The sequence below is a fragment of the Carboxylicivirga linearis genome (genome assembly GCF_018271995.1).
Classification (GTDB): Bacteria; Bacteroidota; Bacteroidia; order Bacteroidales; family Marinilabiliaceae; genus Carboxylicivirga; species Carboxylicivirga linearis.
In genome coordinates this window covers 1-13,928 of the sequence record NZ_JAGUCO010000035.1, presented here as the reverse complement: position 1 = coordinate 13,928, position 13,928 = coordinate 1, and the positions used below count along the sequence as shown (strand labels likewise).

The window sequence follows — 13,928 nt, the reverse complement described above, 5'->3', positions numbered from 1 at the left end:
ATTTAAATGATTATTACTTAGAAACGTGACTCTTCCTTGGTTTTCACCTCGGGCAGTTCTCCATTCTCACCTAATTCTTTTATTTTGTTTCTCCAATTAATAGCCGCATACACATTCTCTCCATTTGAACTTACAGCCACCGTCATAGGATCCTTTTTATAGATAGCGGGTGAGATAAAATCGCAATTCGATGGTTTATCCACCACATTCACCAGACAACGATAATTGAGGGCGTCAGCTCGTATCTGACTGTTTAATTCATGATTATTGGTGGCTGCATAAACCAATAAATGGCCTTTTAAATCACGCGGCTCATATGCTTTTTCCACAATATCAATAAAACCTCTTTCTCTGATTTCATCCACCACCTCCAGAGCAATCACCTTAATGTTTTGCGTAAATTTTTCGAGTGATTCAATTTTATGAATAGCCACATGGCCTCCTCCAATAATCAAAATTGATTCGCGCTCTATATCTATGGAAACAGGTAAAAAGTTCATAATTCATTGTATTTAGATGATTAAATTTGATATTCAGGATCAGCCATCTTTTCTTTTCCCAGTTTAATTCTGTTCCACACCCGTTCGTGCAGATAATAAAGAAGGAGTTTTGTAAACACTTCCACACCGCTGATAGAGGCAGCTATTCCCACTTTTCCGGTTATTAAATAAGAAACCAGAAACGTATCGATGGTGCCGGTAACTCGCCACGAAATGGTTTTAACAATACTTCTATATCTTTTCTCTTTCATAGCCCTGACTTATTTAACAACACTTATCTCCTTAGCGGGACTAATAATTCCTTTTCGAATCACAAAATCTCCGAACTTCTCATCCTTGTTTCTTTCTTCGGAATACTGTTTAAACAATGGTTCCAAAAGATCCAGGATTTGCTTTTCGTCTACCATTTCTTTGTAAAGCGTATTCAAGCGATTGCCAGAGAATCCGGCTCCCAGATACAGATTATATTTCCCCAATGAACGTCCTACCAGACCAATCTCTCCCAGGAACGGACGACCACATCCGTTGGGACAACCCGTCATGCGGATAAGGATATCATCATTACTCAACCCATATTTCTCCAGTATATCATCCAGCTTATCAATTAACTGAGGTAAATAACGTTCAGCTTCAGCAAAAGCCATGGTACATGTGTTTAGCGCCACACAAGCTATTGCATGCTTTCGTAGTCCGGTAAATTGCGATCCGTCACCAATACCGTATTCATCCAGCACTTTCTGAACTCGCTTTTTATCCTTCTCTGAGATATTACCAAGCACCAAGCCCTGGTTTCCGGTCAATCGAAAATCACAGGCATGCAACTCTGCTACTTTTTTCAAACCTTCTTTCAGCTTGTACGATTCAGTATCTTTAATTCGTCCATGCTCAACATATAAACTCAAAAACCACTTACCATTGGTTGCTTTTTTCCATCCCAACACATCGCCATTACTCTTAAATTCGTATGGTTTTGATGCATCAAGCTCAAATCCTAATCGTTGTTCCAGAACACTTACAAAAGCATCCACTCCAATTCGATCGATCGTATATTTCAAACGTGCCAGCTTTCTGTTTTCACGATTTCCAAAATCGCGCTGAACCTTCACAATCTCTTCAATAACAGTCAAGGCTTTATCTTTCGAAACAAAGCCAATAACATCAGCCAGACGAGGATAGGTTTCTTCCATTCCATAGGTTTTTCCCATTCCACCACCTACAGCCACATTGTAACCTAACAACACATCATCTTTAACAATGGCTATCAAACCAATATCATTGGCAAAAACATCGGTATCATTATAAGGTGGAACTGCTATAGCAATCTTAAACTTACGTGGCAGATAAGTTTTACCATAGATGGGCTCTTCATCCTTTTGTTCTTTTGTTAGCAGCTGTTTATTTAACCAAATCTCATGATAGGCAGTTGTTTTGGGTAACAGATGATCGCTGATGGCTTTAGCAAAATCAGCCAGTTCTCCCACCACTGGAGATAAGCCTTCGTTGGAAGTACTCATCACATTGCGATTAACATCTCCACAAGCTGCTATACTATCCAGCAACGAATCGTTAATTCCCTGCATAGTTTGACGCAGATTACGTTTTATAATACCGTGCAACTGAAAAGCCTGACGTGTTGTCAATTTCATGGTACTATTACCATATTTATCAGATAAATCATCCAAAGCTATCCATTGTTCTGATGTTGAAACACCTGCCGGAACACGAGCCCGAATCATAAAACTGTACAAAGGTTCCAGCTTTTGCTGCTTTCGCTCATCATCTAAATCACGGTCGGTTTGCTGATAACTACCATGAAACTTAATTAACTGAGTATCATCGGCTGAAATAGCTCCGGTAATCACGTCTTCCAATCCTTCAATTAGCGTTCCGCGCAGATAATTACTATTGGTCTTAATAATTTCCACCTCTGATGGCTTCCATTCCTGTAGCTGTGGTATATCTTTTATTTTCGTCATGATGATTGTTTTAATGCTGTTCTAATTCTAATATACATCCTCCTGATAACGGTTCTCCTTACGAAAAGCAAGCAACTGTTCTTCTGCCTCTTCAGGGGTTAGTCCTCCTTCTGATTGCAATATTTGGATGAAGGCAGCCCGTACATCCTTGGCCATGCTATTCTGATCTCCACACACATAGATATAAGCACCATCTTGTATCCATTGGTATATTTCTCTCGCTTTTTGAAGTAAACGATGTTGTACATAAACCTTTTCTTCCTGATCGCGAGAAAAAGCAACATCTATCTGATTAAGCACACCCGACGAACGATATTTTAACCACTCAGCCTGGTATAAGAAATCTGTCTCGAAATGCTGATCGCCAAAAAACAACCAGTTCTTACCGGAAGCGTCCTGCTCTGCTCTTTCCTGAATAAAAGAACGGAAAGGTGCAATACCAGTTCCCGGACCGATCATTATTATTGGTTTATCCTCTGCTGGTAATTTAAAACCATCATTTTGCTTTACCCGCACTCCCACTTTTTCTTCTACTTCAATTCTATCCGCTAGAAACACAGAACAAGCTCCCTCGTGTAAACGATCGTTTTTTTCGTAACGCACAGCTCCTACAGTCAAATGTACTTCTTCACCAACTTCAGCTTGAGATGAGGAAATAGAGTAAGCTCTGGGAACTAACGGACGAAGTGCATCAACTAATTGTTGGGCATTTAGTTCCAACTGAAAATCGTATAACAAGTCTAACAAATCTCTGCCATCCAAATAAGCATCCAACTCATCAATATTATCAAGCAAAGTATTTAAATCAGATTCTCCCACATAGGCCGATAATTTTTTCACAACTGGTAAGGTAACTACAGTAATTTCGCGATGATACTGTAAGGCTTCAATCAAAGTCAACTCTTCTTTATTAACCTGAACGAGCTGATTTTCATCTAAACCTAATTTGGCAATTACCTCTTTTACCAATTTAGAGTCATTCACTGCATACACTTCCAACGAATCACCTGGTTGATATTCCAAACCGGAATCTTCCAACGATAACTCAACATGGTAGGTTTCTTTATTGGAACCCTTTCCGTTTAGCTTTACTTTTTCCAATACCTCGGCCTGATAAATAGAATTTGTATGCACTTTGATTTTAGCATCACTACTTTTTGCAGGTGACGCCGAGGCTACCTTACTACCAAATAAACTTAGCGAGTTACTAACCACATCGTCTAAATGATCTTGAAAATCGACATCCAATAAAATGGGTTCAGCTAAAGATTGTGCCCCTCGCTTTTGCAATCGCTCGTGAAAATCAATGCCCGTCTGACAGAAATACTTATAGCTACTATCTCCCATGGCAATTACAGCAAAACTAACTCCCGACAAATCTCCTGCTCTTTTGGTATCGATCAACCTATGTAAATCCTCGGCAGCAACAGGTGGTTCTCCCTCGCCATGCGTTGAAACAATCACCAAAATGTTTGATTCTTCCTTAAGCTGCTTTACTTTATAATCAGCCATATCAACCACTTTGGCTTTAACATTGTTAGCTGCAGCCTGCTCCACAATACTATTGGCTACTATTTTGGAATTACCAGAGTGCGAACCTACAAGTATAGTTAGATTTGTTTGAGCAGATTGTTGTTCTTCAACTTCTATGGGAGCTGTTTCAGAATGACCATCTTGTAAGCCTAATCCGGACAGATATCCACCCAACCATACCAGTTGATTTTTCGATAAACCTTTTATTAATTCATCTGCCTTACCAAGTAATTCAACAGGTAAAACAGTATTATCAGATACATTTGACATTTTCTAAAATTTAGATAATACGATTCCAGGACGATCTCTCGTCAATTCAAAAAAGCACTAAGAAATAATTTGCAAACGGGACTGTTTGCCTAGAAATGATAAGCCCAACAGGGCATTCGTTTAACTAAAATTAATTGAGGGTTAATCGGAAAGTTCATGATTGGTATACGGTTAATGTATTTGCTTAACATTGGAGGACATCGATAAATGTGGTTAAGATGTCCCCCAACTATATGTTTTATTTAATCGATATTAAAAGTACTTAAGTAGCGTTCACCTGTATCAGGTAAAATAACCACTACTCGTTTACCTTTATTCTCAGGTCGTTTAGCTACTTCAATAGCAGCCCAAAGAGCGGCACCTGAAGAATAACCACACAAAATACCATCACTAACAGCTGCCTTATGAGCGGTTTCTACAGCATTTTCGTTTGATACTTTTACCACCTCATCATACACTTCGGTATTTAGCACTCCCGGCACAAAACCAGCTCCAATACCTTGAATTTTATGAGGACCAGGATTTCCGCCTGACAATACTGGTGAAGCCTCCGGTTCAACAGCAATAATTTTCACATCTGGCTTTTTCTCTTTAAGAACTTCTCCTACACCAGTTATTGTTCCTCCGGTACCAATACCCGATACAAAAATATCAATGTCTCCATCCGTATCATTCCATATCTCTTCTGCAGTGGTGCATTTATGTATGGCTGGATTAGCCGGATTATTAAACTGCTGAGGAATAAATGCTTTTGGCAATTCTTCTGCCAACTCGTTGGCTTTTGCAATGGCACCTTTCATTCCTTTATCGGCTGGTGTCAAAACTAACTCAGCTCCAAACTTCTTCAACAATTTTCTACGTTCAATACTCATGCTTTCCGGCATGGTTAAAATCAAACGATACCCTTTCACAGCAGCTACAAAAGCCAAACCTACACCTGTATTTCCACTGGTTGGCTCTACCAACACAGTGTCTTTATCAATTTTACCACTTTGTTCGGCATCATTTATCATTGCAAATGCAATTCTATCTTTTACTGAACTGGCTGGATTAAAAAACTCTAATTTAGCTACAACTTCTGCTACAGATCCTTCTGCCAGCTTATTAACTTTTACCAATGGTGTGTTACCAATCAATGCGGTAACGTCTTTAGCAATCTTTGTCATCTATTTATTTTTTTATGGTTATCACTTTTATATATAATACATGATGTGATCGTTTTCTTCTGTGTAATGCACTTTTAATTTATCAAGTGTATACTTCATTAGTAACTGATCATAATCATCTCTTACTTCCTGTAAAAATATTCCGGCTGCCTTATTCGCATTATTTCCTTCCTTTTCAATAGGCTTTTCCATTTTATCATCTAATACAATCATTAAATCATACAATGTTATTTCGTTCAGAGGTTTTGCTAAAAAGTAACCACCACCAGCTCCTCTCTTAACATCAACCACACCTTTTTTACGAAGTGTAACTGCAATAGCCTCAAGGAATTTCAATGGCAAGTCTTCGTTTTCAGCAATCTCAGCCACTCCTCTTAATTTACCTTCAGGCAGAATAGCCAAAGCCAAAACAAATCTTAATCCGTAATATACCTTCTTTGGAAACATATCCTATTGATTTACTATTTGTACAGGCAAATATCTAGGAAAGTATTATAATTTACAAGGATTTATTAGCTATTAAATTATACTTAATTAATATGAAATATCATATACATCTGATTTATTGAATATTTAAAGGTTTTTAAACTCACAATATTATTCATATCTTTTTAATAGATATTGTAATTTTAAGCTAAAATTAAGCAATAGATCAAAATGCTTCACGAATAGTAAAAAATAAAGCCTTTTCATTATGATTGGAGAAACCATAATCAATTCTGAAGTTCAAGCCATCTTGGGGCAAGGCTTGAAAACGCAATCCAACACCTGCAACTGCATGCAGATTACTAAACCAGGATGAATTTAAACTCGGCATTACACGGCCTGCACCACCAAAAGCAGCTGCACCTATACGCCACCACACTTTCTGACGCCACTCAACCTGAGTAAACCAACTATTTTTATCGATGTATTTATATGGATGAGGAATACCTCGTAAATTACTTTTACCTCCTACAGAAGGCATCTTATAAAAAGGCACATCACCCGATGAAGCATTAAATACACCTTGAAAAGCCAACACACTTTTATCATCCACAACAGACAAATACTTTCTGATATCAATAGAATTTAGGTTAAAATCGTATTCACTTCCCAGGTAACTTTTATAAAATAACGAAGACGCAATAATCAACCATCCTTTCGAAGGATATAACACATCATTGCGAACATCAAACATTAAGACTGGCCCCAAACCATTAGCCCATCCACCAGAAACACCCACCACATCATCACTCAACAAATCACCTTCTACATTATTGTGTTTATTCCTATTAATATCGAGACGAATGCCCACAAACCAATTTTCATTTAATCCTTTGGCCAGGTCGGAAGAGAAAACAAAAGAGTTTAAGTCATATTGTGAGTAAGGCTTAGATTTTTGACCATTCCCTATACCATAAAACTCATCAGGTAAAAACAGATATTGAAGCTTAGACCATAATGTCCAGTTATTTCGCCAATACGAAACCAGATCCAACTTCGCTTCATACATTCCTTTTGTCGAAACCTGAAATGACGAAGCCAATGTAGTAGGGCGATTAAGTGTCTTATCATGAGAACCTATACGCCAAACCGGCATTACCCCCATTTCAATACCGGTACGAGGAGAATATCCTACAGCCGGATAAACCGATATAACATGATGTCCTTTTTCCCAGGTCACCATATCCAAAACATCTTCTGCCAGACCTACACCCCTTTCTAGTAAATTTACTTTTAAAGTATCCTCCTGCGACTCTGCTTTTGTTAAGAATAAAAACAGACCAACAACAATTAATATCTGGCGGGTATTTAAAATTTTAAAAGTCAAGAGCCTGGTTTAAATCCTCAATTAAATCAGCCACATCTTCTATTCCCACTGACAAACGAATCATGGTTGAACGCACTCCCATCTCTTCTTTTTCTTCATCAGAAAATTCGGCATAAATAGTAGAAGCCGGATGAATGGCCAGAGTTTTATTATCATTAAGATTTGTTGCCCTTCTTATCAAATTCAACCGATTATAAAATTGAAAACATGCCTCTTTCGATTCCAAATCAATTGTCATGACAGCTCCAGGCTTACCGGAAAATAGTTTCTCTGCCAACTCAAAATTCTCATGAGACAAAACACCCGGATAGCTGAACGATTTTACTTTTGGATGATTTTGAAAATATTCAGCTAAGGCTTTACAATTTTCCACACACCTATCAACACGCAAAGACATTATATCCAGTCCCAGGTTCATAAAATGTGCTGTATGTGCCGTCATAGTTGCTCCCAAATGCCTGAATATTTCTTTTCGAATTCGAACAACCAGAGCATTTTTGTCAAATTTGGATGACCAGCTTTGCAAAGCCGGTAACTTAGACCAATCGAAAGTTCCATTATCAACCACTACACCCCCAAAGGCAGCAGCTCCTCCTGAAATAAATTTAGTGGTTGACATCACTTCCACATCAACTCCCCATTGTTTTGAATCAAATACATATGGAGGAGTAATAGTACTATCGGTTACCACAACAACATTATTCTTCCTGGCAATCAATGATAGCTTTGCAATATCCACAATTTCAAGCTGAGGATTGGTGATAGTTTCAAAAAAGTAGACGCGGGTTTTATCATCGGTCACTTTCTCAACTGCACCACAATCGGTCATATCAGCAAATCGCACTTCAATTCCAAGAGATGGTAAAGTTTCCTTTAGCAGCGCATACGAATGGCCAAACAAATGATTAGATGCAACCACATTACCTCCATTCTCAACCAGACTGATTAGTACATTTGATATAGCTGCCATTCCCGATGCCAAAGCTACGGCAGCATACCCTCCGGTAACTGCTTTTATTTTATGCTCAAAATATTCAACTGTTGGATTGGATGTTCGCGAATAAGCATGCTCAAATACCTTACCAGAAAACACTTCTTCAATCTTTTCAGCACTATCAAATTCAAATGCAACACCATCGTAAACCGGCATATGCAACGAATTATAAGCATCTTTTTTAGGATAAGGAGTATGTAATGAGCGGGTAACAAACCCTTTTTGACCTTTCTTCATTTGTGAAACCAAATTTTAATGTAGTAAAAGTACACATTATTGATATTTTGCAAAGCTAACGCAAATCTTTGACATCAGTAGTCGATATCTTTTCTCCATCATTGCCAAAGTTTGAACGCAGATAGTTTAAAACACTTGCAATCTCCTGGTCCGACAAATTACGATAACTTGCCATTACCCCATTATACTTTTCTCCATTTACCTCAATCTCGCCCGACATACCATTAAGTACAATATCTATCAACTTCTCTTTATCTCCCGAAACAACTTCATTATTGGACAACGGTGGATACATCTTGGGAATTCCTCCCGCATCGCGCTGGTGACAAACCATACAATGTTTTTTATATGCCAATTCACCTCCATCGCTCTGCTTCAACTCAGCAATATCATCCATCATCATATCCTGACTGGATTGCTTTGCCTTACCAGGTCCACAAGCAATAAATATCAACATAAAAGCAGCAGGCAACAATTTTAACATCCACTTTTGATTCATATCTGTGTTTTAGAATTAAAAAATCGATTATACTATTACAAATCACAACAACAAAACCTTAAAAACGTTCCATCGAAACTTAAAAAATGTTTTAATTTCAAAATTTTGAAACCAACTCAATACTTAAACGTTATTGATTCCGTTATAGAATCATAAAAAGCAAGAGTAAAACCATACTTTTTAGTACTTTTGCAGGTCAGACAACAAGCACGCAACTAAAAAACTGAGGATATATGATAATTTACCTTAGATTATTATCGGACGAGAAAGATGATTTTGTGAAGGAGATTGCTGTTGATGACAAACTCTCATTTGCTGATCTTCATAGTTTTATTCAGGAGTTATTAAAATACGACGCTTCGCAAATGGCATCGTTTTTTACTACTGATAAAGATTGGAATAAGGAAACCGAGATTACCTTATTTGATATGGCAGATTTTGAAGCTGCCAACTTACGAACTATGCAAGACACTGTTCTTACCGAATACCTATATGAAATAGGACAACGAATGCTATACGTTTTCGATTTCTTCTCAGAAAGAGCATTTTTTATGGAAGTAATAAAAACTGCTGATGGTAATCTTGATAAACCTATGTGCTACCGAAACGATGGCGAAAACCCAGATCAAATTCAAATGGTTGATTTATCTGAAAAACCATCAGAAGAACATATGAATTATCACGAAGATGAATTTGATGGTTCTTTAGATTCATTAGATTTCTCTTCTTTAGATGATATTGATTTAGAAAACGAAGGTTCTGATTTTTACTAATAACTGATTAAGATAATGACAAAACACCTGGTAGTATTAGTTGGCCCTACCGGAATTGGTAAAACAGATACTAGTTTAAAAATTGCTAAACATTTCGATACTGAAATTATTTCGGCCGACAGCAGGCAGATATACAAAGAACTTAAAATTGGCACTGCCGCTCCTACTCAAGAGCAGTTAGCAATTATCCCTCACCATATGGTGGCTACCCATTCGGTAAACGATTATTACAATGCATGGCAGTTCGAGCAAGACGTCCTAAAACTGAGCGACGAACTATTTAAAAAACATGATGCAATAGTTTTAACCGGAGGTTCTATGATGTATGTGGATGCTGTTACCAAAGGTATCGACGACCTTCCTACTATCGATCCTGATCTTCGCCAGGAGGTAATGGATATTTACGAGAAGGACGGATTAGACGCTATTCGACGCCAGCTAAAAATACTTGATCCAGAGTTTTATAATCAGGTTGACCTAAAAAACCACAAAAGAGTAATGCATGCGGTTGAAGTATGCCTGATGACAGGAAAACCTTATAGTTCATTGCGCACAAACACAAACCGACAACGTCCGTTTAATATCATAAAACTGGGACTGGACATGGATCGTGAGGAACTCTACAATCGAATTAACCTGCGTGTTGATCAAATGGTAAAAGATGGCCTTTTTGAAGAAGCAAAACAATTCTATCATCTAAAAGAAATAAACGCTCTAAATACAGTTGGGTACAAAGAAATATTTGCACATTGGGATGGCGAATACGACGCAACAACAGCCATTGAACTTATCAAACGTAACTCTAGACGATATGCAAAAAGACAACTTTCGTGGTTCAGGCGTGATAAAGAAATGCATTGGTTTAATCCCAAAGATGCAGATGAAATGATTACATTTGTTGAACAACAAATTTTTGTTTAACCCACCGGGCCACTTTCGCATAGCCTTGCTCGCGGTTTACATTTAAGGCCCGGTGTTTTTTTAAATTCATTTATGACTTATCACCGCCCATTCAACTTGCGTGTTTATGGCATTCTCATCAATCCAAATTACGAAGTACTATTGACTGATGAATACAGGTTGGACATGTTTATGTGCAAATTTCCTGGCGGCGGATTAGAATATGGTGAAGGAACAGTTGATTGCCTCAAAAGAGAATTTAAAGAAGAGCTCAATTTAGAAATCGAAATCATCAATCATTTCTACACCACCGACTACCTTCAGAAAGCTCGTTTTTTTGAAGATACTCAATTAATCAGCATCTATTATCTGGTAAAAACTCCGGAGTGGAAGAAAATAAAAACTACCAACAAAGCCTTTGACATTAATCCTATTGAAGGAGAACAAAGCTTCAGATGGATTCAAATAAAAGACTTAGTGCCCAATGACCTTAGCTTTCCTATTGACAAAAAAGTAGCTGAAATGCTAAAAGAGCTATAAGGTAGCTTCCACAACCAGATGAAAAGAATCTGGTTTCCACTCTGAACGATCAAAACCGCCAAAAAAATCGACCTTCGAGAATAATTCTGTCAAAGGTTGTTCCAACCATTCTTTTAACAGCGGCTGCAGAAAAACTTCATTATCAGAAACTACATTCCCTTTATACATAAGAGAAGTAACAAAGCCTATTTTCCCATCTCTGCGATGAAAATAATCACGCTTAAAAGTATAATCTCCGGATTCGATAGTTGGTAAATGATCGATCTGATCCTTTACTATCCGATCGTAATTCACAATCTGAAAAATAAATTTCCCACCCGGATTTAATTGTTTCTTAATATTCCAGAATAATTTTAATACATCGGCTTGCTCATCCAAATGAACCAAAGTATTACCCAAGCACAATATACTATCGAATTGAATTGCAGAATAATCATCTGATATTAAGTTAATATCTCCTTGCTGAAACTTTAAATCCAAAGCCTGTGGTCGTTTTTCCTCAGCCTTTTCAATCATCTTCTCATCGAAATCAAAAGCTCTTACTTTTGCACTTCTGCGTGCCATTGCAATAGCTAGCGATCCCGTACCACACCCCATATCTAATATCGATTTCTGAGCCAACTGACCGCCTAAAGCTTTTTCAACAAACAAAAGCTGCTTCTCATTGAAAGGAAACAGCTCATCATATGCTTCTGCAATATTGCTATAAAATTCCATTACTCTATTTTTTCTGAAATATGGTATTTATTACGTTCCGAACCGTTTCGGGAAACCAATTCACCCAAGAAACCGGCCAAAAACAATTGCGTACCTAATAACATTGATGTTAATGCAATATAAAAATAAGGACTATCAGTTACTAATGCAGCTGAAATATTATTATAAACACACCATATTTTATGAACACCTAACCATAAAGCCGATCCAAAACCAACCACAAACATTAAGGTTCCTAAAGCACCAAAAAGATGCATGGGACGCTTTCCAAATTTAGAAATAAAGGTAACTGACATTAAATCGAGAAAGCCCTTTATCGTGCGTTCAATACCAAATTTAGAAACACCGTATTTACGCTCCTGATGTTGCACAATCTTTTCACCTATTTTTGGAAAACCAGCTTGTTTGGCTATTAAAGGGATGTAACGATGCATTTCGCCATACACCTCTATATTTTTAATAACCTCGTTACGATAGGCTTTTAAGCCACAATTAAAATCATGTAGTTTGATGCCTGACACCATTCTAACTGTTCGATTAAACAATTTACTAGGAAGTGTCTTGCCAATTGGATCGAAGCGTTTCTTTTTCCATCCACTTACCAAATCAAACCCCTCCTCTTTAATCATTTTAATCAGGCCAGGTATTTCATCAGGACTATCCTGAAGGTCGGCATCCATGGTAATTACAACATCTCCTTTTGCTGCTTCAAAACCACAATATAAAGCAGCCGACTTGCCATAATTTCGTCTAAACCGAATGCCTTGCACCATTGAATTGCCTTGTTTTAACTCTTCCACTACCTTCCAGGAGGTATCAGAACTTCCGTCGTCAACAAACAATACTTCATAAGAAAGATCCAACGGGTCAACTACCCGCCGGATCCAGCTTAATAATTCTTTTAACGATTCTTCCTCGTTATATAATGGTACTAATATCGATAATTCCATATTCTTTATTCAGCCTGTGCTTCTTCAAACATTGGTTTGTCTTTTTTGAAGATGGCAGCTAAGATAAGAGAAATAATGATGCCGCCAATAGCTGAACTAACAACACCCATTATCGCAATTGCCGTTGGACTCATCATCTTTCTCATCATTCCTTCTACCATATCCAGATTCTGTTCGACTTCCGGATTTTTAGCAATAGCCTCTTCTAAAGCCTTACCTAATAATTGTTCTGGTAATGACGGATCAATGATGGCAAATAATACATAGGCAAAAATGGAACCTAAAATACCCCCAACTAATGCAGTCATAAATCCTAATCCCACACCGGTACCATAGCTCATATATCCTCCATTTAACTTATCTCTATAGGTAATCATCGCCCATATAATAATACCAATTATAAAAATATAGCTAACATATCCCAATGCCTGATTCCCTATTTGTCCAGCAACGTACAAAATCACTGAGTAGAGAATTGAGATCAATCCTAAATAAATTCCATAGGTCAAGGCCGTTTTTGACCAAGATGCATTTGTTTGTTCCATAATTCGGGTTTTAAATTAAATTTCAACTAAAATACAAAATACCTTCGAAAGAGTGCTTAAAATACGTCAACATTCAGGCAAGAATAAAAAAGATGAAAAATTTTGTTTTTCATTTTCACCATATTACATAAAAGTTCAAAAAAAAGTAGCCCATAATGTTTGCACGAAAAGAGTTTTGTTTTACTTTTGCATCCGCAATCACAAACACGGGTAAGTCTCATACGACTAGCTCCTGTTGAATTCCCCCAGGGCTTGACGGCAGCAAGGGTAGACGGTTGTAGCAGTGCGATGTGGGTAGCTTACCCACCCTGCCGCTGTAGCTCAGCTGGCTAGAGCAGCTGATTTGTAATCAGCAGGTCGGGGGTTCGAGTCCCTCCAGCGGCTCCAAATTAACCAAAGGGTTATTGGAAAATTTTAAAATATTGAATGCAATTGGGGAGATACCAAAGTGGCCAACTGGGGCGGACTGTAACTCCGCTGACTTATGTCTTCGTAGGTTCGAATCCTGCTCTCCC

The 13,928-nt window shown here is 37.8% G+C and carries 15 protein-coding genes and 1 tRNA gene; 4 read left to right on the top strand and 12 right to left on the bottom strand.

From position 1 onward, the window contains the following. Positions 1–17 precede the first annotated feature (17 nt). The 9 genes from KEM10_RS22160 to KEM10_RS22120 all read right to left on the bottom strand — a co-directional run bounded on the left by KEM10_RS22160 (position 18) and on the right by KEM10_RS22120 (position 8,988). Positions 18–500 carry a precorrin-2 dehydrogenase/sirohydrochlorin ferrochelatase family protein gene (locus KEM10_RS22160; protein ID WP_212219966.1) on the bottom strand — a complete coding sequence of 161 codons (483 nt, stop codon included), beginning with the start codon at positions 498–500 and terminating at the stop codon, positions 18–20. A gap of 20 nt (positions 501–520) precedes the next feature. Then, a complete protein-coding gene (locus tag KEM10_RS22155) occupies positions 521–751 on the bottom strand; it encodes a DUF2061 domain-containing protein (RefSeq protein WP_212219964.1) in 231 nt (76 codons plus the stop codon). Positions 752–760: 9 nt separating this feature from the next. Then, positions 761–2,476: an NADPH-dependent assimilatory sulfite reductase hemoprotein subunit gene (locus KEM10_RS22150; RefSeq protein ID WP_212219962.1), complete on the bottom strand. Its 1,716-nt coding sequence runs from the start codon at positions 2,474–2,476 to the stop codon at positions 761–763. Between the two features lie 27 nt (positions 2,477–2,503). Further along, positions 2,504–4,279 (bottom strand): assimilatory sulfite reductase (NADPH) flavoprotein subunit, encoded by a 1,776-nt coding sequence (locus KEM10_RS22145; protein ID WP_212219960.1) that lies wholly within the window; start codon positions 4,277–4,279, stop codon positions 2,504–2,506. Positions 4,280–4,521: 242 nt separating this feature from the next. Next, the gene (gene cysK / locus KEM10_RS22140; RefSeq protein WP_212219958.1) at positions 4,522–5,445 is read right to left on the bottom strand and encodes a cysteine synthase A; all 924 of its coding nucleotides are present in this window, start codon (positions 5,443–5,445) and stop codon (positions 4,522–4,524) included. A gap of 27 nt (positions 5,446–5,472) precedes the next feature. Next, positions 5,473–5,892, bottom strand: coding sequence for an RrF2 family transcriptional regulator (locus KEM10_RS22135; protein ID WP_212219956.1), 420 nt, complete (start codon positions 5,890–5,892; stop codon positions 5,473–5,475). A gap of 205 nt (positions 5,893–6,097) precedes the next feature. Then, entirely contained in the window at positions 6,098–7,258 is a 1,161-nt protein-coding gene (locus KEM10_RS22130) for a BamA/TamA family outer membrane protein (RefSeq protein ID WP_212219953.1), read from the bottom strand. After that, entirely contained in the window at positions 7,248–8,489 is a 1,242-nt protein-coding gene (locus KEM10_RS22125) for a PLP-dependent transferase (protein ID WP_212219950.1), read from the bottom strand. The genes KEM10_RS22130 and KEM10_RS22125 overlap by 11 nt, the downstream gene beginning before the upstream one ends. Before the next feature lie 55 nt (positions 8,490–8,544). Continuing rightward, a complete protein-coding gene (locus KEM10_RS22120; RefSeq protein WP_212219947.1) occupies positions 8,545–8,988 on the bottom strand; it encodes a c-type cytochrome in 444 nt (147 codons plus the stop codon). A 233-nt stretch (positions 8,989–9,221) separates the two neighbouring features. Between KEM10_RS22120 and KEM10_RS22115 the strand changes: the two genes are divergently transcribed. The 3 genes from KEM10_RS22115 to KEM10_RS22105 all read left to right on the top strand — a co-directional run bounded on the left by KEM10_RS22115 (position 9,222) and on the right by KEM10_RS22105 (position 11,201). Then, the gene (locus KEM10_RS22115) at positions 9,222–9,761 is read left to right on the top strand and encodes an IS1096 element passenger TnpR family protein (protein ID WP_212219944.1); all 540 of its coding nucleotides are present in this window, start codon (positions 9,222–9,224) and stop codon (positions 9,759–9,761) included. A gap of 15 nt (positions 9,762–9,776) precedes the next feature. Next, on the top strand, positions 9,777–10,682 hold the full coding sequence (gene miaA / locus KEM10_RS22110; protein ID WP_212219940.1) for a tRNA (adenosine(37)-N6)-dimethylallyltransferase MiaA: 906 nt from the start codon (positions 9,777–9,779) through the stop codon (positions 10,680–10,682). Between the two features lie 72 nt (positions 10,683–10,754). Beyond that, a complete protein-coding gene (locus KEM10_RS22105; RefSeq protein WP_212219937.1) occupies positions 10,755–11,201 on the top strand; it encodes an NUDIX hydrolase in 447 nt (148 codons plus the stop codon). Here the strand turns inward: KEM10_RS22105 and KEM10_RS22100 are convergent. From KEM10_RS22100 to KEM10_RS22090, 3 genes are read right to left on the bottom strand one after another with little or no spacing between them, the layout of a single operon-like run. Continuing rightward, positions 11,196–11,918, bottom strand: coding sequence for a class I SAM-dependent methyltransferase (locus tag KEM10_RS22100; RefSeq protein ID WP_212219934.1), 723 nt, complete (start codon positions 11,916–11,918; stop codon positions 11,196–11,198). The two genes, KEM10_RS22105 and KEM10_RS22100, sit on opposite strands and share 6 nt — an antisense overlap. Continuing rightward, positions 11,918–12,868, bottom strand: coding sequence for a glycosyltransferase family 2 protein (locus tag KEM10_RS22095; protein ID WP_212219931.1), 951 nt, complete (start codon positions 12,866–12,868; stop codon positions 11,918–11,920). The genes KEM10_RS22100 and KEM10_RS22095 overlap by 1 nt, the downstream gene beginning before the upstream one ends. Before the next feature lie 5 nt (positions 12,869–12,873). After that, entirely contained in the window at positions 12,874–13,413 is a 540-nt protein-coding gene (locus KEM10_RS22090; protein WP_212219928.1) for a DUF4199 domain-containing protein, read from the bottom strand. Between the two features lie 310 nt (positions 13,414–13,723). Between KEM10_RS22090 and KEM10_RS22080 the strand changes: the two genes are divergently transcribed. Continuing rightward, a tRNA-Thr gene (locus KEM10_RS22080) sits at positions 13,724–13,800 on the top strand. Positions 13,801–13,928 lie beyond the last annotated feature (128 nt).